Origin of the sequence: Streptomyces sp. NRRL F-525 (assembly GCF_000716605.1) — a bacterium.
GTDB lineage: Bacteria > Actinomycetota > Actinomycetes > Streptomycetales > Streptomycetaceae > Streptomyces.
On sequence record NZ_JNXE01000007.1, the window covers coordinates 223895 to 243683 of the forward strand.

The window sequence follows — 19789 nt, forward strand, 5'->3', positions numbered from 1 at the left end:
GTTTCTAGGCTTTCAGCAGATTCGCCGTGAGCAGACGGATCAGCCGGCGTCCTTCTCGCGCAGCTGCCGGAAGAACGCCCGTACGTCCGCTGCCAGCAGGTCCGGTTCCTCCATCGCGGCGAAGTGGCCGCCCCGGTCTAGCTTGGTCCAGCGGACGATGTTCTCGGTGCGCTCGGCCTTGTGGCGGAGCGGGATCTGGATCTCGGCCGGGAAGATGGCGAGCGCCGTGGGGGTGGTGGAGGGGAGGGTCGGTGCGGCGGCCCTCGCGCCGGTGGCGTGGGCCCGTTCGTAGTAGATGCGGGCGGCCGAACCCGCCGTCCCCGTCAGCCAGTACAGCATCACGTTCGTGAGCAGCCGGTCCCGGTCCACGGCCTCCTCGGGCAGCTCCTCCGAGTCGGTCCACTCCCTGAACTTCTCGACGATCCAGGCGAGTTGGCCGACCGGCGAGTCCGTGAGGCCGTACGCCAGGGTCTGTGGGCGGGTGGCGTGGAGGACGGCGTATCCGGTGCCCTCGCGGGACCAGGCAGTCCAGCGGCGCCAGGACTCCAGGGCGTCGGCCTGCTCCTCCGGGCCGAGCGCGGCCAGTTCCTCGGCGGTGGGCTCGGTGAGGGCCTGTGCGCCTGGCAAGAGGTTGAGGTGGACGCCGATGACCCGGTCCGGGTGGGCGCGGCCCAGCTCTCGGGAGATCGCCGAGCCCCAGTCGCCGCCCTGCGCGCCGAACCGGTCGTGGCCGAGCCGGTGCATCAACTCGGCCCAGGCGTCGGCGATCCGGCCCGCCTCCCAGCCGGTGTCGGCGGGCGGGCCGGAGAGGCCGAAGCCGGGGATGCTGGGGACGACCACGTGGAAGGCGTCGGCCGGGTCGCCGCCGTGGGCCGCCGGGTTGGTCAACAGGCCCACGATGTCGAGGAATTCGACGATCGAGCCCGGCCAGCCGTGGGTGATGATCAGCGGGGTGGCGTGTGGTTCGGGGGAGCGGATGTGGGCGAAGTGGATGTTCGTGCCGTCGATGGTGGTCGTGAACTGCGGCCATGCGTTCAGTTCCGCCTCGGCCGCGCGCCAGTCGTATGTGTTCCGCCAGTAGTGGACCAGCTCCCGCAGGTAGTCGGCCGGTACGCCGTAGGCCCACCCGGTGCCGGACAGGTCGTCGGGCCAGCGGGTGTGGTCCAGGCGGGTGTGGAGGTCGTCGAGGTCGGGCTGCGGGATGTCGATGTGGAAGGGCTGAACGCTGTCTGCCTGCGGGGACGTCATGGAAACCGAGCGTAGGCGTTCCGCTGGGGCGGGTGGATGAAACTGCGGCCGGTGGATGAAGGCGCGGGCCGGTGGGGGCTGGGCGCGCAGTTCCCCGCGCCCCTTTGGGGCGCGGGACCGCACGGGACTCTCCAAGGCTGTCCGGTATCGCACCGGGGAGCGGACACGCGAACTGGTCCGCAGCCGACCGATGAGTTTCGCGGCCTGCTCCGGTCGATACAGATGACCGTGTTCGATGCACCCGGAGCCCATGGAGGAGCTCATGACCACCGACGCACGCACCGACGGATTCACCACCTGCCTCTGGTTCGACGGCCAGGCCGAGGAAGCCGCCCACCACTACGTGTCGATCTTCAAGAACTCCAGCATCGGGCGCGTCAGCCGCTACGGCGAGGGCGCCCCGCAGCCGGCGGGCACGGTGCTCACCGTGGAGTTCACGGCCTTCGGCCAGAAGTTCGTCGGGCTGAACGGCGGCCCCGAGTTCAAGTTCACCGAGGCGGTGTCCTTCCAGATCCCGTGCGAGAACCAGGAGGACATCGACTACTACTGGACCAAGCTCACCGACGGCGGCGAGCCCGGCCCGTGCGGCTGGCTCAAGGACAAGTTCGGCGTGTCCTGGCAGGTCGTCCCCAGCCGGCTCATCGAGATGATCACCGACCCGGACCCCGCGAAGGTCGCCCGCGCGACGGAGTCCTTCATGGCGATGGGCAAGTTCGACCTCGCCGCGCTGGAGAAGGCCTTCGCGGGGGAGTGACGGGTGATCGCGGGGAGCAGGCTCCGGCTCGGGAGAGCCAGCGGGGCCTGCTCGATCCCCGGGGCGTCGGGACTCCATCGACACCGGCACTCACCTGCGGTCCGGCTCCATCGCCGCGTGCGGCAGGTCGGCGTCACCGTTGAGGATCCGGGAGAGCTCCCGGCCCGTCGGCCGGGCAGGGCGTGGCGCAGCCGGTCGGCGCGGGTACGCCACTGGCGGTCTAACAGGCGTCCCTGGCGGCGAAAGCCTGCTCGGCCAACAGCCCCCACACCGCGTCCAGCAGTGCCGCGATCGTCGCGGGGCGTCCCGTCCCGTCGTCATAGTCGCCCGGTGCGATCAGCTCTCGCTGTCCAGCAGCAGCGCGTGCAACTCGGCCGCCCGCCGGGCCAGTTGCTCCGCCTGGCCGGCCCGGGCGCGGGTGCGTGGCCGTGGCAGGGTGACGTCGAGGACCGTCCGGATCCGGCCGGGCCGGGGCGTGAGCACGACCACCCGATCCGCCAGCAGGACCGCCTCGTCCACGGAGTGCGTGACGAGGACGACAGTGGACGGATGCTCGCGGTGCGTCCGCTGCAACTCGGCGCACAACTCGTCCCGGGTGAGCGCGTCCAGCGCGGAGAACGGCTCGTCCATCAAGAGCACCCGGGGCCGCCGCATGAGCGACCGGCACAGTGCCACCCGCTGCTGCATCCCGCCGGACAGTTCGTGCGGCAGGCGGCGCTGGAAGCCGTCGAGGCCCATCGTCCCGATCAGCCCCAGCGCCAGTTCGCGCGAGCCGTTCTTCCGGTCCCCCGAGATCTCCGCAGGCAGCAGCACGTTGTCCAACACCGACCGCCACGGCAGCAGCGCCGGCCGCTGGAAGAGGACGGCGCAGTCGCGGCGCGGTCCGGTGACGGCCCGGCCGCCCATCAGCACCTCGCCCCGCGTCGGCGGCACCAGCCCGGCGATCAGCCGCAGCAACGTCGACTTCCCGCACCCGGACCGCCCGACGATCGCCACGAACTCGCCGTCGGCCGCCTCCAGATCGATGCCGTGAAGCGCTTCGACGGAACCCCGCCGATGCGCGAACTCCTTGGACACACCCCGTAATTGGATCACGCGTCGACTCCCGTCGGCCGCCGTGCGCGGAGTACCGAAAATCGCTCTGCTGGATTGTGACATGCTCGCGTACGATTTTCCGGATCGCGACCCCGGCGATAAAGCCCCTTCAAGTGCCGCCGTCCCCCCCCCACCCATTCCCCCCTCAGGGGAGGTCGCATGATCCGCTCATACCGCACGGCGACGGTGTTCTGTACGGCGGTCACACTCCTGGCCGCCGCTGCCTGCGACTCCAACTCATCCTCCAAGAGCCCGAGTTCGGCCAAGGATCACCTCACCTACGTCACCGCCTTCGGTGCGGCGGGGCGGGACGCCTTCGCCTGGGTGGCCGAGCAGAAAGGCTATTTCCGGCAGGCCGGAATCGACGTGAAGATCGAACTCGGAAAAGCCGCCGGTGAGAACCTCAAGGCCCTCGCCTCCGGAAATGCGCAGTTCACGAGTTTGGACTTCACGGGCGCGATGATTTCCGCGGGGGCCAAGAACTCCACGGCCTATCGAGACTTCCGCGCCGTACTCGCCATCCACCAGCGGACGCTCGTCTCCATCATGGCGATGCAGGGGTCGGGCATCACCACCCCGAAGGACCTCAAGGGCAAGCGGATCGCGGCCGCCGCCAACTCCGTGAACCAGTTGCTCTTCCCCGGCTACGCCAAGCTCGCCGGCATCGACACCACCGGCGTCCGCTGGATCGCGGTCCAGCCCGTCCAGCTGGGCCCGGCCCTCGCGAGCGGAAAGGCCGACGCGCTCAGCACGTTCCTGATCGGCCGGCCCACCATCGAGAAGGCCACCGTGCAGGCCAGGTCGAAGCACGTCGTGGTGTTCCCCTACAGCACCTACCTGCCCGACCTCTACGGCAACGCCACCGTCACCACCGCAGCCATCGCCGCGAAGAAACCGGACCTGGTCAAGCGCTTCCGCACGGCTCTCCTCAAGGGGCTGAAGTACACGATCCAACACCCGGACGAGGCCGGGAAGTTGCTGCACGCCAAGCACCCGGAGACGGACGCCACGGCCGCGACCGCTGAGATCAAGCTGATGACGCCGTCCGTGACCGCCGAGGGCGAGTCGTCCATCGGCCTCATTACCCAGGCGCGTTTGCAGCGTGCCATCACCAGCCTCCAGGACGCCGGGGTCATCCAGCCCGGGATGACCCCGCAGGACGTCGTCGACTTCGCTGCCATGAAGGGGAGCTGACGGAGGTGGAGACCCCGCTGCCGTACGTCTTCGACAACGACCACCCGGAGGCCGTCGACCGGCACGGTCAACTCCCCGCGATCCTCGACGAGTTCACGATCTCGCGGCTGACCTCCCTCGGCGACCTGACCGGCCGGCGCTGTCTGGAGACCGGCGCCGGGGGTGGCAGCATCGCCGACTGGTTCGCCCGCGCGACGGGACCGACCGGGCGGGTGCTCGCCACCGACGTCAACACCCGTCATCTGCCGCCGAGTCCGCCCTACGACGTGCTCGTGCACGACCTGGAGAGCGAACCGGTGCCGGACGGGCCCTGGGACGTGATCCACGCCCGGCTGGTGCTGCTGCACCTGCCCGGACGGGAGGCCGTTCTCCGACGGCTCGCGGCGGCGCTCGCACCCGGTGGCGCACTGGTGGTGGAGGACTTCGAGACGACCTTCCGCAAGCTGGTGCTGGCGGCCCCGACTTCGGAGGCGGCCCAACTGGTCGACCGCTACCAGGAGTTGCTGGTCGAACGGGTCCTGCCCGCCCACGGCAACGACCCCACCTGGGCGGGCCGGGTGCCCGCCGCCATGCTGGAGGCGGGCCTGACCGACGTGGACACCGTGATCGAGTCCCGGTCCTGGCCGGGCGGCACCGCGGGCGCGCTGCTGATCGGCGCCAACATCGCGCAGGCGCGGGAGGACTTCCTGGCGGCCGGCATGACGGAGGCCCAACTCGACGAGCTGGAAAGGCTGGTGGCCGATCCCCGGCTGCTGGTGCGCGGCCACTTCACCTACTCGACCATCGGCCGCAGGCCTTCCGCGTGAGACGCGTCCTGGCGGCGGGACCGCCGGTCCTGGCGGCGGTGTGCGCGCTGGCCGGGTGGTGGCTGGCGACCGTCGCCTTCGGCATCCGGTCGTTCCTGCTGCCGTCGCCGCCCGATGTGGTCGACGCCTTCGACCGGCTGCCCGGCTATCTGCTCCGGCAGACCTGGCAGACGTTCACCGAGACGGCCGTAGGCTTCGGCCTGGCCGTCGGCGCGGGACTCGCGACCGCCGTCCTGCTCACCGCGTCCCGGGGCGTGGAACGCGCGGTCATGCCGCTGCTGGTCGCCGTCAACGCCGTACCCAAGATCGCGGTGGCACCGCTCCTCGTGGTCTGGCTCGGTTTCGGGACCGCCCCGAAGGTGTTCATGGTGGCGCTCCTCGCCTGGTTCCCCGTCGTCGTGTCGACCATGGCCGGGCTGACCTCGGTCCCCCTGGAACTGACCGAGCTGGCCCGCTCCCTCACCGCCTCCCGCTGGCAGACCTACCGCAAACTCCGTATCCCCTGGGCCCTGCCCCAGGTCTTCACCGGCCTGCGCCTCGGTGTCACCCTGGCCGTCGTGGGCGCGGTCGTCGGCGAGTTCGCGGGCGGCGACCAGGGCCTCGGCTACGTCATCGTGGCCTCCGGCGGCAACGCCGACACGCCCCTCGCCTTCGCCGCGATGGCCCTGCTCAGCGCGATGAGCGTGCTGCTCTTCTACGTCGTCGTCCTCACCGAGCGGGCGCTGCTGCCCTGGGCCCGCGAGACCACCGGCTGAGCGATCGCCTGCGGGGTCCGTCATCGGGCCGCGCCCGCCCCTCCGCGTAACCAGTGCGTTTCGGACGTTAATTTCCGCGCCCAAAGGGTTGGCGGGAAACCATCCCCTCGTTATCGTTCACCAACTTCACTCAATCGTTCGGCTGAACGAATAGCGACAAGGACGGTCGGTACATGTCCGACATCCACCACCCGGGCCGCCGGTCGGTGCTCGCCGCGGGCGTCGCCTCGGCCGCCGCGCTCGGCGGGTCCTGGCTGCTGACCGGCTGCAGTGGGGCACAGGCCGCCCCCGTCCTGCCGGCCGCCGCCGAGAAGGGCGCGCCCGACCGCGGCGGCACCCTGCGCATCGCCCGGCCGCCCGCCTCCGACGCCGAGACCCTCGACCCGGCCAGCTCCCTGTCCGCGTACGAGTACCTGGGCGCCCTCTACAACCGGCTCGTCCGCGTCGCCGCGAACGGTGAGCTGGCTCCCGACCTCGCCGAGTCCTGGGAGACCGACGCCAAGGCCCGCACCTGGACCTTCCGCCTCCGCAAGGACGTCGCCTTCCACAACGGCCGCGCCTTCACCTCCGCCGACGCCGCCTACACCCTGCGCCACATCCTCGACAAGGCGACGGCGTCCCCGCAGGCCGCGGTCCTCGCCCCGCTCATCGACCCGGCGAAGCTGGGCACGCCCGACGCCCACACGCTCGTCGTGCCGCTGAAGAGCCCGAACGCCGAGTTCCCGAGCCTACTGACGCACTACAACTGCTACGTCATCCCCGACGGCAGCGCGAAGTCGATCGGCCGCACCGGCATCGGCACCGGCCCGTTCAAGCTGGAGTCGTTCGCACCGGCGGGCCCCGGCCGCGTCACCGCGTACAAGGACCACTTCGCGGGCCGCCCCGTCCTCGACGCGATCGCCTTCTACTCGGTCGCCGACATGTCCGCCCGCTCAAACGCCTTGCTCGCAGGCCAAGTTGACCTCCTCTCCCAGACCAACCTCGACTTCGCGACCGCCCGCGTGGTCGCCGCCTCCGACCGCGCGACCATCGCCCGCGTGAAGAACGCCCAGTGGTACGTGCTCCCGATGCTCACCACCGAGAAGCCCTTCACCGACGTCCGCGTCCGCCAGGCGATGAAGCTCGCCTACGACCCCGAGCACGTGGTGAAGGTCGCCCTCCAGGGCGCGGGCACGGCCGGCTGGGACAACCCCGTACCGCCGAGCGACCCCGCCTACATCTCCGCACATCCGAAGCACGACCCGGAGAAGGCCAAGTACCTGCTGAAGCAGGCGGGTCACGAGGGCCTGGCGATGGACCTCTACACCTCCTCCTACGACCCGCTGTTCACGCCGATGGCGCTCGCCTACCAGGACTCGGCGAAGCGCGCCGGTATCCGGATCAAGGTCAAGACGGCCTCGGCGGACTCGTACTACACGCAGATCTGGATGAAGAAGCCGCTGATGGCGACCTATTGGTTCACCGGTCGGCCCGTCGACCAGCTCTTCACCCAGATTTTCCGCAGCGGCTCCTCCTACAACGAGACCGCCTGGTCCGACAAGACCTTCGATGCCGTACTCGACAAGGCCCGTGCCGAGATCGACGACACCAAGCGGCGCGAACTCTACGGCGAGGCGCAGACGTTGGTGATCGAGAGAGGCGGGGCGATGACCCCGATGTTCGCCGACCGGCTCGTCGGTATCTCCCGCAAGGTGCGCGGATACGCCGAGCACGGCTTCGAGTTCGACTACCTCAACATCGGCCTGAAGGGAGCCTGACCATGCTCTCCTTCATAACCCGCCGTATCGCGGCCGCAGTTGGCACCCTCTTCCTCTCCTCGATCCTCGTCTTCCTCGCCGTCCAGGCGCTGCCCGGTGACGTCGCCACCCAGATCCTCGGCAAGGACGCGACCCCGGACGCGGTGGCGGCCCTGCGCACCAAGCTCAACCTCGACCAGCCCGCCTGGGAGCGCTACGGCCACTGGGTCTGGGGCGCCCTGCACGGCGACTTCGGCACCTCCCTCGTCTCCGGCAAGGCCGTCGGCGGCGAAGTGTCCATGTATCTCGGCAACTCCGCGCTGATCGCCGTCGTCACGGTCCTCTTCGCGGTCACCGGCTCGATCGCCCTCGGCATCCTCGCGGGCCTCTACCGCGACCGCTGGCCCGACCACGTCATCTCCACCGTCAGCCTCGTCGGCATGAGCGTCCCCGAGTTCGTCGTGGCCACCGTCCTCGTCCTGTGCTTCTCGGTCGCCCTCCCGTGGTTCCCCGCGGTTGTCCTCTACGGCCCCGACGCCACCGTCTCCCAACTCCTGCCCGCCGTATGGCTTCCCGCGCTCGCCCTCGCGGTGGTGATGGCCGCGTACATCGTGCGCATGGCCCGCACCTCGGTCATCGACGTGATGGCCACCGAGTACGTCACCACCGCCCGCCTCAAGGGCCTCTCCACCTGGCGGGTCGTCACCCGACACGCCCTGCCCAGCGCCCTGTTGCCCACCCTGCACGTCATCGCGCTCAACGTCGCGTGGCTGGTCGGCGGGGTCGCGGTGGTCGAGAACGTCTTCAACTACCCGGGCATCGGCAAGCTGATGCTCTCCTCCGTGCAGAACCGCGACCTGCCCACCATCCAGGCCATCGCCCTCATCAGCGCGGTCGTCTACGTCGTCTGCAACCTCGCCGCCGACCTCGCCACCATGGCCCTGAACCCCAGGCTCCGCACCCGAGGGAGGACCCGATGACCACGCTCGACACCGCCGCGCCGACGACCGTACGAGGCGCCCGCACCGTCCGCGCCTGGCGCACCGTGAGCAGTTCCCGCACGGCCCTCGTCGGCCTCGCGATCGTCGCCGTCCACGTCCTGATCGCGCTGCTCGCCCCCCTCCTCACCTCCTACGACCCGATCGCCAACGACGCCAACCACGCCCTGCTCGGCCCGAGTTGGAGCCACTGGGCCGGCACCGACCAGTACGGCCGCGACGTCCTCGCCCGCGTCCTCTACGGCGGCCGGTACGCACTCGGTATCTCCGTCACCGCGACCCTGCTGACCGTCGCCCTCGGCACGGTCATCGGCTGCGCGGCGGCCCTGCGCGGCGGCTGGTTCGACGACGTACTGGGCCGGGTCCTGGACGCGATCCTGTCCATCCCGTCCGTCCTGGCACTCCTCGTCGTCGTGACCGCCCTCGGCACCGGCCCGGCGGTCATCGTCCTCGCCGTCGCGATCACCTACGTCCCGCAGGTCGTCCGCGTCGTGCGTGGCGCCGCCCTCGCGGTGGTCCCCGCCGACTACGTGACCGCGGCCCGCGCCCGCGGTGAGAGCACCTGGTCGATCCTGCGCCGGGAGATCCTGCCGAACATCACCGACGTGGTGTGCGTGGAGTTCGCGATGCGGGCCTCCTGGGTCGTGCTGCTGATCTCCTCGCTGTCCTTCCTCGGCTTCGGCGCCGACCCGCCAACTCCCGACTGGGGCCTGATGGTCGCCGAGAACCGCACCGCCATCACCGTCGTCCCGATGGCCAGCCTCGCCCCCATCATCGCCCTGGCCACGCTCGTGGTCGGGCTCAACCTCGCGGCCGACGGCCTGTCCAAGGCGTGGGGCGTCGACCGGATCAGGGAGGGCTCCTGATGGCCTCGATCGTGTCCGTCAACTCCCTGTCCGTGGCCTACCGTTCGGGCGGCCAGGACGTGCCCGTCGTCCACGAGGTCTCGCTGGACGTCGCCGAGGGGCAGACCCACGCCCTCGTCGGCGAGTCCGGCAGCGGCAAGTCGACCATCGCCGCGACCCTGCTTGGCCATCTGCGCCACGGATCGCGGATCACCGGGGGCTCGGTCCAGGTGTCCGGCGCCGACGTTTTCGCCCTCCCCGCACGGGAGTTGCGGCGACTGCGCGGCGGAGCGGTCGCCATGGTCGGCCAGAACGCCGGCCACGCCCTCACCCCCTCCATGCGCATCGGACGACAGATCGCCGAGGCGGGCGGTGACGTGCCCGTCGTCGACCTCCTCGAACAGGTCCGGCTGCCGCGCCCGGCGGAGCTGGCCCGCCGCTACCCGCACGAACTCTCCGGCGGCCAGCAGCAACGCGTCGCCATCGCCATGGCCATCGCGGCCCGCCCCAAGGTCCTCGTCCTCGACGAGCCGACCACCGGCCTGGACGTCGTCACCCAGCGCAGCGTCCTCGACCTGATCGCCGCCCTCCGCGACGAACTCGGTCTGGCCGCAGTCCTGGTGAGCCACGACCTCGGCGTCGTCGCCCACATGGCCGACGAGGTGACCGTCCTGCGCTCGGGCCGCGTGGTGGAGTCGGCGCCCACGAGGCAGCTGTTCGCGCAGCCCCAAGACCCGTACACCAAGCGCCTGTTGGCGAGCGTGCCGCGCCTCGACGACGTCGGGCTCGCCGTCGTCGGAGACGCGGGGGAGCGGGAGGTCAGGCCCCGGGCGGAAGTCCCCGCCGATGCCCCCGTTGCCGTCTCCGCGCAGGACATCACCATCGACTACGGCAGCACCCGTGCCGTCCACGGCGTTTCCTTCGATGTCCGGCGCGGCGAAGTCCTCGCCCTGGTGGGCGAGTCGGGCAGCGGCAAGTCCACCCTCGCGTGGTCCCTGGCCGGACTGCGCACCCCGTCCGGCGGCACGTTGAAGCACGCGGACGGCGACCTCGCGCGCTCCGCGCAGCAACGCCCGCTGTCCCTGCGGCGCCGCGTGCAGCTCGTCTTCCAGAACGCCGACACCTCGCTCAACCCCCGCCGCTCCGTGGGCGACGCGGTCCGCCACCCCCTGCGCTTCTTCGGCACGGTGACCGACCGCACGGAGGCGACCGAGCGGGCCCGCCGGCTCATCGCCGACGTACGCCTCGACCCGGCCCTCGCCGACCGCCTGCCCGCGCAGCTCTCCGGCGGCCAGCGCCAACGCATAGGCATCGCAAGGGCGTTGGCGGGCGAACCGGACGTCCTGATCGCCGACGAGATCACCACCGCACTGGATGTATCGGTCCAGGCCGACGTACTCCGACTCCTCGACGACCTACGGCGCGAACGCGACCTGGCGTGCCTGTTCATCAGCCACGACCTGGCCGTCGTACGGGGCATCGCGGACCGGGTCGTCGTCCTGCGCCACGGAGTCGTCGTCGAAGAGGGCCCGACGGAAGCCGTGTTCGCCGACCCCCAGCACCCCTACACCCGCCAACTCATGGCCGCCGCCCTCGAACCCGACCCCGACGCGCAGCCCTACGTCGACGACACCGCCGACTGGGCCGACGCGGCGGACGGGGACGACATCTGGACCGACCAGGGCGACGACGGCCACCGCGTCCGTCGCTGGCGTCCCCTCAACGCCCCCGTGGCGGAAGGAGCTTTGTGAAGTACCGCGAGCAGTTCGAGCGCCGGGTCGTCCGCGAGGACGTCTGGATCCCCACCCGGGACGGAAGGACCCGGCTGCACGCCCGCATCTGGCGGCCCGATGACGCCGAGTCGGATCCCGTGCCCGCGCTGCTCGAATACCTCCCGTACCGCAAGAGCGACTGGACCGCACCGCGCGACGCCCAGCGCCACCCCTGGTACGCCGGACACGGTTACGCCTCCGTCCGCGTCGACATCCGGGGCCACGGCGACAGCGAGGGCCTGCCCGGCGACGAGTACGACGCGCAGGAACTCGCCGACGGCGTCGACGTCGTCAACTGGCTTGCAGCGCAAGCCTGGTGCACCGGCAAGGTCGGCATGTTCGGCATCTCCTGGGGCGGCTTCAACTCCCTCCAGATCGCCGCGCTCGCCCCCGAGCCCCTCAAGGCGATCGTCACCGTCTGCTCGACCGACGACCGCTACGACAACGACGTCCACTACACGGGCGGCGCCATCCTCGGCATTGACATGCTCGCCTGGGCCGGCACCATGCTCGCCTTCGCCTCCCGCCCGCCGGACCCGGCGAGCGTCGGAGCGGACCGCTGGGTACCGATGTGGCGCGAACGCCTCGACGCCCTTGAACCCTTCCTCCACACCTGGCTCGAACACCAACAGCGCGACGAATACTGGAAGCGCGGCAGCGTCTGTGAGGACTACACCGCGATCGACGCGGCCGTCCTCGCGGTCGGCGGCTGGAACGACCCGTACCGGGACGCCGTGTTGCGGCTCGTCGAGCACCTGCCCGAGGACCGCGTCCGGGGGATCATCGGCCCGTGGTCGCACCAGTACCCCGACCGAGGCCTGCCGCCCGGCCCGGCGATCGGCTTCCTCCAGGAGACCCTGCGCTGGTGGGACCAGCACCTCAAGGACATCGACACGGGCGCCATGGCGGAGCCCCTGCTGCGGGCCTGGATCACCGACCCGGTCCCGCCGGCGACGTCGTACGACGTGCTGCCCGGCCGTTGGGTGGGTGACGACAAGTGGCCGAGCCAGAAGGTCAGTTGGGACTCACGTCCCCTCGGCGCAAGTGCGGAGCCCGTCCTCGTACGCTCTCCGCAGCACACCGGCCTCGACGCGGGGCGCTTCTTCCCCTTCGGCAACGCGAGCGACCTGCCGCCGGACCAGCGGGAGGAGGACGGCCGTTCGGTCTGCTTCGACTCCGAGCCGCTCACCGAACGCGTCGAGATCCTCGGCCGACCGCGCGTGCGGCTCCGCCTCGACAGCAGCACCCCGCGCGCCCATGTCATCGCCCGGCTGTGCGACGTGGCGCCGGACGGCTCGTCCACGCTCGTCACCCGGGGCGTGCTCAACCTGCTGAGCAGGCACGGCCGTGACCGGGCCGTCGCGTGGACACCGGGGACGTACGAGGACGTCGAGTTCGAGCTGACCGGCATCGGCTACGCCGTCCCGCCCGGCCACCGCATCCGGCTCGCCGTCTCCGACACCTACTGGCCGTGGGTCTGGCCGCACGGCGAGCGCGGCGAGCTGCGGGTCGTACCGGCCGAGAGTGCCGTCCAACTGCCGTTGCGTGAAAGCGGAGTTGAGCCGGAGATCCGTTTCGAGGAGCCCGAACAGGCGACACCGCTCGACGTGACCTACGACCGGCCCGCCGAGGCGACCCCCGAGCGGCTCGTCACGCAGGATGTCGCCAAGGGGGAGTGGACGCTGGAGGTGGACCCGAACTACGGGGGATCGCGGACGTATCCGGATGGGCTGCGCTACGAGGAGAGCGCGCGGGAGACGTACCGCATCCGGAGTGACGACCCGCTGTCCGCGCACGCCGTGTCGGAGTGGCGGATCCGGTTGCGCCGCGGAGACGGCTACGACGCTGAGATCATGGCGCGGACGGAGCTGCGCGCCACGGCCGCGGACTTCGTCATGGACAGTCGCGTCGAAGCACGGGCGAACGGAGAGACAGTGGCCGAGCGAGCATGGCACCGCACCACCCCGAGGACGTCGGGATGACGGCCGCCAAGCAGCCGGCAGCGAAGTCTCCGCGACGTGCGGTCGCCGCCGCCGACCGCACCCGGCAGCCCACCGAGGTGCGCCGTCGGCTCATCGTCGAGGCGGCCGTCCCGTTGATAGCGGAACGTGGCTACGCCGCCGTCGGGGTGCGGGACGTGGCGGCGGCGGCCGGGGTCTCCGTCGGCACCGTGACGTATCACTTCGGCAGTGTGCAGGAGATCCTCTCCGAGGCGATGGTCCTCCATATCGAGCGCTACTACGCCGAGTTGAGCGAGGCGGCCGAGCAGGCGACGAGCGGGGCCGAGGCGCTGCGGCTGCTCGTCGACGCGCTCTTCACCGAGGACACCGACCGGCACTGGCGCATGTGGTTCGACTACTGGAACGCGGGCGAACAGGGCACGGACGCGGCCTTCAGCGGCGGCCAGGCCCACCGCTACGAGACCTGGCACCAGCAGATCCGTGCCCTTGCCCAACGGGGCGTCACCGACGGCGAGTTCGACGCCGACGACCTCGACGGATTCACGGTCCGTTTCGCCGCTCTCGCCGACGGCCTCGCCCTGCAACGGCTGCGCCAGGCGCCGCCGTTGAGCACCCAGGACGCCCGTCGGCACCTCAACCGGCTCATCGAGACGGAGCTTGGGCGCCGATCACCCGAGTGATCTCCCGGGCGATCCGCAGAATGCCGGGGGAGGGGACCGGGCACGGCCTGGGCGTCGAGGTCGTCGGTGCGAGGCAGAAGTGCAGGTAGTCCGAGTCGAGGTGCAGGGCCGTGCGGCCGTTGCCCGGCTGGGTGCAGTAGTCGGGGTGGGCGCGTTCGTAGGCGGTGCAGGGGAGGTACTGGGTCCAGGTGTAGCGGGCGTCGGGCGGGCTCACGGTCTTCCCCGCGTCGGCGACGAGGTCGCCCGCTGACCTGGCCTGAGACTTGTAGAGCGCGTTCACGTTCCGGACGCGCTCGGGCGTGATCGGGTCGGGGCCCTGCAACACCCAGACGATCGTGGGCCGTTGGGCCCCTCCGGCGGTCGCGATCTGCGCGGTGAGCTTCCTGAGGTCGGCCGCGTACCGGTCGAAGTACGCCTCCCGGTCGGCGTCGTACGTGATCCCGTCCATGCAGGGCGTATAGCCCCACGCGTTGCCCCAGAACTGCAGCACCACGAAGTCCGGGTGCAGCGCACGCACCAGCACGGCCGCCTTGTCCCCGGCCGGGACCAGCGAACCCTCCTTGGCGCCTTCCAGGTAGTCGCACGGCGTGGTCCCGGAGTACGGGGCGCTCGTGTACGTCGCGTCCAACTCGCCGCGTAATTCCCGTCCGAGCACGTTCTGGCTCTCCATGGCGAGGGAGTCGCCGAGATACAGCACGCTGGGCGCCGACTTCACCACCGGGGCACTGCTCGGTGAGACCGGCGCCTGCCGTTGTGTGGTGGTCGGCACGGACGGGGTGGGCGGGGCGACCTCGGGCCCGGACGCCGGGTCCGTGCACGCGCCGAGCAGCAACACCGCGGCCACTGCCACACCCACGATCCATGGCTTCGACATACGCCAACTCCCGCCCCGGGCACCGGAAAACGGCCCCTCAGGCAAGCACAGCCGAGCGACGGGAGGAAGACGCCCGACCAACTACTCGGGACTCTCCAGGAACTCCAGCAGATCGGTCAGCGGGAGCGGCTTCGCGAGATGGGCGTCGAAGCCGGCCGCTCGGGACAGCGAGCGGTCGGTGCCCTGACTGAACCCGGAGACCGCGATCAGACGCGGCCGGTTGCCGTGCGGGCGGGCGCGTACCGTACGGGCCACCGTGTAGCCGTCGGTGTCCGGCAGGCCCAGGTCGCACAGGACCACGTCGAAGACGTCGGACTCGGTCGCGGTGAGCGCGTCGGCGCCGGTGTGGACGGCGGTGACGTGGTGGCCCTGGCGCTCCAGGAGGGTGCGGTAGGTCGCGGCCAGGTCGATGTTGTCCTCCACGATCAGGATGGCCAGTTGGCGCCGGGCACGTGGGGGCGCGGACGGCCGTAGCGGCTCCGGGGTCGCTACGTCGGCCAGCGGCAGGAGCACGGTGAACTCCGCTCCCTTGCCGGGGCCTTCGCTGTGCGCGGTGATGCGGCCGTCGTGCAGTTCGACCACCGTGCGGGCGACCGCGAGCCCCAGACCGAGGCCCTCGGGTGTGTTGGGGCCGGCCGGGGCCGCCCGTGTGAACACGCCGAACAGGTCCTCGGCCTGGGCGGGTTGGAAACCTATGCCGTCGTCCCGCACGGTGAGCCGTGCCTGTCCCTCCGCTGCCGTGACGTGGACCTCCGTACGGCCGCCGGGCGGGGTGTACTTGAGCGCGTTGGACAGCAGGTTCGTCAGCACTTGCGCCAGCCGCAGGCGGTCCCCGTCGACCACAACGGGTGTGTCGGGCAAGGTGAGTTGGAGGGAACGCTCCTCGTGTCCGAACAGGCTGCGGATGTCGGCGCACGCGCTCTCGACCACGGACCGTACGTCGACCCGCTCGGGCACCAACTCCAGGCGGCCGGTCAACGCCCGTGTCCCGTCCAGGAGATCGTTGCTCATCCGGACCAGCGTGCCCAACTGCCGTTCCAGGACGGACAGTGCGGGGTGGCCGCCTTGTGGCAGGTCGAGTGCGAGCAGTTCTACGGCGGCCGTCGCGGCGGCGAGCGGGTTGCGCAGCTCGTGCGAGAGCGTGGCGATGAAGCGGTCCTTGGCCCGCTGCTCCTCCCTCAACTGCCGGCCGGCCGCGTCCAGTTCGGCGTTGGCACGGCTCAGCTGCTCGTTGACCTCGCGGATCTCCCGGGCCCGGACGAACAGGTCGATCTCCATGCCCTCCGCCCGCATCTGCGCCTCGGCCGCGGCCCGTTCCTGCTCGCGGCCGACCCGGCGCAGATGCACGAAGTCCGTGACGTCCTCGACCCGGTGGATGATGTGCGTGACGCGTCCATCGGCGTCCAGGACGGGGGAGTTGACGGGGCTCCAGTACCGCTCGTCGAAGGTGCCCGCCTCGCTGCCGGGGATGTCGTAGCGCTGCAGGGCCATCGTGTCCTTGCGGCCCGTCGACACCACCGACTCCAGCGAGCGGCGCAGATTGGCGACTCCGTCCGCCGACGGGTCCTCCGGGTTGTCGGGGAAGACGTCGAAGACGCGCTGCCCGACAATCGTGCGGCTCGTACGGGTGGCGGCGAGGTACGCGCGGTTGACTTCGACGATCGTGAAGTCGGGGCTGAGCACCAGCAACGGGGACAGCGCCGAGTCGAAGAGGAGCCGGAAGTCCGGGGTGGCGAGGGGCGGCATGACGGCTCTCAGGGGTCGAGGCGGTAGCCGTAGCCGCGGACCGTGGTGATCCGGGGTGCGGGCGTGGGGAGTGCCGCGAGCTTGACGCGCAGGCGGTACACGTGCTCGATCACGGTCGCGGGCTGCTGCCAGGAGGCGCCCCAGATCCGTTCCAGCACCTGCTCCGTGGAGAACACCCGGCCGGGCGCCTCGCCGAGCATCTCCAACAGGGCGTACTCCTTGGGCCGTAGCGTCAGGAAGACGCCGTCGGCGGACGCCTGGCGGGCCGCCGTGTCGATCCGCAGCGAACCGACCTGGAACACCGCCGGGACCTCCGGAGGCTGCGATCTGCGCAGCACGGCCCGGATGCGGGCCACCAACTCCCGCTGGGAGAACGGCTTGACCAGGTAGTCGTCGGCGCCGATCTCCAGTCCCGCCACCCGGTCGGCCTCCGCGCCCCGTCCGGTGACCACGATGACCGGGAGGCGGCTGGTGGACCGCAGCGCGCGCAGGAGTTCCAGGCCGCTGCCGTCCGGCAGGCCCAGGTCGAGGACGGCGAGATCGACGCGGCTCTCGTAGAGGACGGACTTGCCGGCGCGGGCGTCCATGGCCCAGGTGACGGTGAATCCCTCGCGTTCCAGATAGGAACGGCACATCAGTGCGAAATCGGGTTCGTCCTCGATCAGGGCGAGGTGCGGACGCATTCCGGATCACCTGGCCCAACTGCGGCCCGCTCGTTGTGTCGCTGATGAGCGGGCGTTGATGCCCCGACCATGTGGCGAAGGTAGAACAGTTGGTACCCACGGTTCAAGGGGGAGCCGCTCGGGGGGAGTTCCGGCGCGGGCTCGTGCGGTGCGGGGATGTCGAAGCCGCCGCACGGACCCGCGCCGGATCGCGCGCCCGCGCGCGGACGGCACGGAACGGGGACGGAACACCTTGTACGAGAACAGCCTGTTGCCCGAGAACACCCTGTTGCACGAGAGCGGCCTGTTGCACGAGAGCGGCCTGGAGCCGGTGCCCACCCCGGCCTGGCCCGCACCCGGCGAACACGCCCTGCTGGGCGCGCGGGACGGCTTGTTGGTGGTCGACCTGCACGGGGATGTCGACCTCGCGACCGCGACCCCGCTGCGCGAGTGGCTGGACTCGGTGGTGGCGCTGCGCGCGCCCGCCTACGTCGTCGATCTGCGCCGCACCACGTTCATCGACTCCACCGGGCTCAACCTGGTGCTGCGCTTCCGCCGCAGGGTGCGGGAGTCCGAGGCGGGCTTCGCCGTGGTGTGTGCCCCGCGGACCGTGCGCCTGTTGCGGGCGCACGGCACGCTGGACGTACTCGATCCGGTACCCGGTCTCCCGGAGGCGGCCTCCAGGATCGCCGGACGCTGAGCCTCAGACCCGGTCGGCCGCGATCAGCAGATACTGGAAACTGCCGTTGCGGTAGGCGTCCAGGAAGGTGTCCTCGATCCCCGTCACCAGATGGTCGGCCTGCTTGCGCAGCGCCCAGTAGGGGATCGTGTCCTCGGTGAGGTCCTGGACGTGGACCGGCACCAGCCGGTTGCGGGCCATCGCACGGAAGTACTCCGACCTGGGGTGGATGTCGCAGATGTAGTGGGCGTTGATGAGGGACACCTCGCGCGAGGCCCGGCCGTAGGTGTCGTTGTAGCAGCCGGTGATCACCACATAGCGTCCGCCCCGGCGCAGCAGCCGGGCGTGCTCGGCGAACAGCAGGTCCAACTCCACATACATCGTGGACTCGTTGTTCCAGGACGCGGCGAACTCACCTGTCGGGAAGCCGGTGTCGAGCATGTTCCGGTGGTGGTAGCGCACCTTGCCGTCGATGCCCCGCTTACGCGCCTGCGCGTTGGCGAACTCGGCCTGCTTGGCGGAGATCGTGACCCCGTCGGCCCGGCAGCCATACCGCAGATGGGCTACGACACTGCCGCCGCCGCGCCCGCAGCCCGCGTCGAACACCCGGTCGTCCGGGGTGAGTTGGCCCAGGTGCGAGGCGAGGAGGTCGGCCTGCGCGTGTTCCAGGCGGTGCAGTTCGGCGGTGAGCCGCTCACGGCGTCGGACGGGGTCGGGCTCGTCGAGTACCGACTCGTCGGCCCCGCCGATCCCGTAGTGGTGGTGGTACAGGTCGTCGATCTGTCCGAGGTCGAGGTTGACCGGGTTCTCTTCGGCGTTCCAGTAGTCCGCGACACGGTTCTGGTACGTGGACTGGGTCGGCACCGGGGCTGTGGTGGGGCCGGCGTCGGCAGTGGTCAACGGTGACTCCTAGCGTCGTACGTCTGACGAGTTGTCAGGGGCCGTTCTGCTACCAGTAGTTGGGCAGGTGGTACCGGTGGCTGTTGGTCGCGTGCCACTCGTGGTTGCCGGCCACCCACGCGGCCAGACCCTGGGTGTAGCGCTCGACGAGGGGCGAGGCGGCGGACAGGACCGCGGACTCCTCCTCGAAGGCGTCCATGATCCGGTTGTGGATCTCGACCGACTTCAAGTAGGCCGCCTTCAGGCCGCGCCGGTCGTTGGCGGCGACGACCTGGGGGAGGTTGAGGTGGTCGGGTTCGGACAGTTCCTTGGTGAAGGAGTAGAGGTCGTTGACGATCGTGGTGGCGTTGCAGGCCAGGGCAGTCACCCGCTGGATCTCGGGCCGGGCGTAGACCGGTTCGGGCAGTTCGTAGCCGTCGATCGCGTCCACGATCGACAGACAGGGGCGGAAGTTGTTGAACTGCCGCATCACCAGGTACTCCCAGACACGCGGCTTGTACCGGGTCTCGGCCCAGGCGGCCTCGGCGAGATAGCCGAGGTGGAGCCGGGCGATGTCGTGCACGAACCGGTCGGTCTGGCTGGGGGTGGCGAGGAGGGCGTAGTCCTTGAGGGCGAAGTGGTACGAGCGGCGCGGGCCGTCCGCCTGTACGCCGTGCCGCCACTCCTCCTCGTACTCGGGGGTGGAGTGGAACGGGTCGAGCGCCGACTGCCCGAAGATCAGCCGTCCGCCCAGGCCGCGGTGCGAGCCGCCCTTGCCCTCGTCCTCCTCGCAGTAGCAGTTGTCGACGATGTTCTCGGCGAGCAGCAACTTGCCTGCTGCGGTGAGCCGTTCGAGGTCGAGCGCCCCCGGGTGCTGGAGCACCACGGCCCGGCCGAACTGGAACCCGGCAAAGTCCCCGTCCCACGCGGCCGGGAACAGATCGAGCTCGCGGGCCCAGGCCTCCAGCCTGCGGTCGATCTCCGCCGCCTTCTCCGGGTCGGCGGGGGCCACGGGCTGGTACTTGAGGCCGGGGATCGCGCCGGTGCGCCGGGCTCGTACGGCGCCGGCCAGGTTCGGCGGACCGGGCAGCGAGAGGGACGTCAT

18 protein-coding genes are annotated in these 19789 nt (G+C 70.7%); 11 read left to right on the forward strand and 7 right to left on the reverse strand.

The window, feature by feature from the left end:
* Positions 1-39: 39 nt before the first annotated feature.
* Complete coding sequence (locus OO69_RS13350) at positions 40-1248, reverse strand: epoxide hydrolase family protein (RefSeq protein ID WP_033280767.1); 1209 nt, start codon at positions 1246-1248, stop codon at positions 40-42.
* 250 nt (positions 1249-1498) lie between these two features.
* Here OO69_RS13350 and OO69_RS13355 point away from each other — a divergent pair, with 250 nt between their 5' ends.
* A complete protein-coding gene (locus tag OO69_RS13355; RefSeq protein ID WP_078652413.1) occupies positions 1499-2002 on the forward strand; it encodes a VOC family protein in 504 nt (167 codons plus the stop codon).
* Positions 2003-2338: 336 nt separating this feature from the next.
* On the opposite strand, the gene OO69_RS13360 is transcribed toward OO69_RS13355, so the two are convergent.
* A complete protein-coding gene (locus OO69_RS13360; RefSeq protein ID WP_033280768.1) occupies positions 2339-3097 on the reverse strand; it encodes an ABC transporter ATP-binding protein in 759 nt (252 codons plus the stop codon).
* Positions 3098-3256: 159 nt separating this feature from the next.
* On the opposite strand from OO69_RS13360, the gene OO69_RS13365 reads away from it, so the two are divergent.
* From OO69_RS13365 to OO69_RS13405, 9 genes are all read left to right on the forward strand, one after another.
* Entirely contained in the window at positions 3257-4291 is a 1035-nt protein-coding gene (locus tag OO69_RS13365) for an ABC transporter substrate-binding protein (RefSeq protein ID WP_033280769.1), read from the forward strand.
* A 5-nt stretch (positions 4292-4296) separates the two neighbouring features.
* Positions 4297-5097, forward strand: a complete 801-nt coding sequence (locus tag OO69_RS13370) for a class I SAM-dependent methyltransferase (protein WP_234444427.1) — start codon at positions 4297-4299, stop codon at positions 5095-5097.
* A complete protein-coding gene (locus OO69_RS13375) occupies positions 5094-5852 on the forward strand; it encodes an ABC transporter permease (RefSeq protein WP_033280771.1) in 759 nt (252 codons plus the stop codon). The genes OO69_RS13370 and OO69_RS13375 overlap by 4 nt, the downstream gene beginning before the upstream one ends.
* A gap of 173 nt (positions 5853-6025) precedes the next feature.
* Positions 6026-7609: an ABC transporter substrate-binding protein gene (locus OO69_RS13380; protein WP_033280772.1), complete on the forward strand. Its 1584-nt coding sequence runs from the start codon at positions 6026-6028 to the stop codon at positions 7607-7609.
* A gap of 2 nt (positions 7610-7611) precedes the next feature.
* Entirely contained in the window at positions 7612-8568 is a 957-nt protein-coding gene (locus tag OO69_RS13385) for an ABC transporter permease (RefSeq protein ID WP_033280773.1), read from the forward strand.
* Entirely contained in the window at positions 8565-9452 is an 888-nt protein-coding gene (locus OO69_RS13390; protein ID WP_033280774.1) for an ABC transporter permease, read from the forward strand. Before OO69_RS13385 ends, OO69_RS13390 begins: the two co-directional genes overlap by 4 nt.
* Complete coding sequence (locus OO69_RS13395) at positions 9452-11182, forward strand: dipeptide ABC transporter ATP-binding protein (protein ID WP_033280775.1); 1731 nt, start codon at positions 9452-9454, stop codon at positions 11180-11182. The genes OO69_RS13390 and OO69_RS13395 overlap by 1 nt, the downstream gene beginning before the upstream one ends.
* On the forward strand, positions 11179-13185 hold the full coding sequence (locus OO69_RS13400; RefSeq protein WP_033280776.1) for a CocE/NonD family hydrolase: 2007 nt from the start codon (positions 11179-11181) through the stop codon (positions 13183-13185). The genes OO69_RS13395 and OO69_RS13400 overlap by 4 nt, the downstream gene beginning before the upstream one ends.
* Complete coding sequence (locus OO69_RS13405) at positions 13152-13844, forward strand: TetR/AcrR family transcriptional regulator (protein ID WP_033280777.1); 693 nt, start codon at positions 13152-13154, stop codon at positions 13842-13844. The genes OO69_RS13400 and OO69_RS13405 overlap by 34 nt, the downstream gene beginning before the upstream one ends.
* On the opposite strand, the gene OO69_RS13410 is transcribed toward OO69_RS13405, so the two are convergent.
* The 3 genes from OO69_RS13410 to OO69_RS13420 all read right to left on the reverse strand — a co-directional run bounded on the left by OO69_RS13410 (position 13807) and on the right by OO69_RS13420 (position 17147).
* Positions 13807-14718: an SGNH/GDSL hydrolase family protein gene (locus tag OO69_RS13410; protein WP_033280778.1), complete on the reverse strand. Its 912-nt coding sequence runs from the start codon at positions 14716-14718 to the stop codon at positions 13807-13809. The genes OO69_RS13405 and OO69_RS13410 overlap by 38 nt on opposite strands.
* 81 nt (positions 14719-14799) lie before the next feature.
* Positions 14800-16464, reverse strand: a complete 1665-nt coding sequence (locus OO69_RS13415) for an ATP-binding protein (RefSeq protein ID WP_033280779.1) — start codon at positions 16462-16464, stop codon at positions 14800-14802.
* 8 nt (positions 16465-16472) lie between these two features.
* Entirely contained in the window at positions 16473-17147 is a 675-nt protein-coding gene (locus tag OO69_RS13420; protein WP_033280780.1) for a response regulator transcription factor, read from the reverse strand.
* 232 nt (positions 17148-17379) lie between these two features.
* Between OO69_RS13420 and OO69_RS13425 the strand changes: the two genes are divergently transcribed.
* Positions 17380-17826, forward strand: a complete 447-nt coding sequence (locus OO69_RS13425; protein ID WP_234444428.1) for an STAS domain-containing protein — start codon at positions 17380-17382, stop codon at positions 17824-17826.
* A 3-nt stretch (positions 17827-17829) separates the two neighbouring features.
* Here the strand turns inward: OO69_RS13425 and OO69_RS13430 are convergent, their stop codons facing one another.
* Positions 17830-18705, reverse strand: coding sequence for a geranyl diphosphate 2-C-methyltransferase (locus tag OO69_RS13430; RefSeq protein ID WP_033280781.1), 876 nt, complete (start codon positions 18703-18705; stop codon positions 17830-17832).
* A 49-nt stretch (positions 18706-18754) separates the two neighbouring features.
* Positions 18755-19789, reverse strand: a complete 1035-nt coding sequence (locus tag OO69_RS13435) for a family 2 encapsulin nanocompartment cargo protein terpene cyclase (protein ID WP_033280782.1) — start codon at positions 19787-19789, stop codon at positions 18755-18757.

What these genes read in the sequence shown, in the direction of transcription:
- OO69_RS13350 (WP_033280767.1), bottom strand. Translation starts at nt 1,248, where the DNA reads ATGACGTCCCCGCAGGCAGACAGCGTTCAGCCCTTCCACATCGACATC.
- OO69_RS13355 (WP_078652413.1), top strand. Translation starts at nt 1,499, where the DNA reads ATGGAGGAGCTCATGACCACCGACGCACGCACCGACGGATTCACCACC.
- OO69_RS13365 (WP_033280769.1), top strand. Translation starts at nt 3,257, where the DNA reads ATGATCCGCTCATACCGCACGGCGACGGTGTTCTGTACGGCGGTCACA.
- OO69_RS13380 (WP_033280772.1), top strand. Translation starts at nt 6,026, where the DNA reads ATGTCCGACATCCACCACCCGGGCCGCCGGTCGGTGCTCGCCGCGGGC.
- OO69_RS13385 (WP_033280773.1), top strand. Translation starts at nt 7,612, where the DNA reads ATGCTCTCCTTCATAACCCGCCGTATCGCGGCCGCAGTTGGCACCCTC.
- OO69_RS13390 (WP_033280774.1), top strand. Translation starts at nt 8,565, where the DNA reads ATGACCACGCTCGACACCGCCGCGCCGACGACCGTACGAGGCGCCCGC.
- OO69_RS13395 (WP_033280775.1), top strand. Translation starts at nt 9,452, where the DNA reads ATGGCCTCGATCGTGTCCGTCAACTCCCTGTCCGTGGCCTACCGTTCG.
- OO69_RS13405 (WP_033280777.1), top strand. Translation starts at nt 13,152, where the DNA reads ATGGCACCGCACCACCCCGAGGACGTCGGGATGACGGCCGCCAAGCAG.
- OO69_RS13410 (WP_033280778.1), bottom strand. Translation starts at nt 14,718, where the DNA reads ATGTCGAAGCCATGGATCGTGGGTGTGGCAGTGGCCGCGGTGTTGCTG.
- OO69_RS13415 (WP_033280779.1), bottom strand. Translation starts at nt 16,464, where the DNA reads ATGCCGCCCCTCGCCACCCCGGACTTCCGGCTCCTCTTCGACTCGGCG.
- OO69_RS13420 (WP_033280780.1), bottom strand. Translation starts at nt 17,147, where the DNA reads ATGCGTCCGCACCTCGCCCTGATCGAGGACGAACCCGATTTCGCACTG.
- OO69_RS13435 (WP_033280782.1), bottom strand. Translation starts at nt 19,789, where the DNA reads ATGACGTCCCTCTCGCTGCCCGGTCCGCCGAACCTGGCCGGCGCCGTA.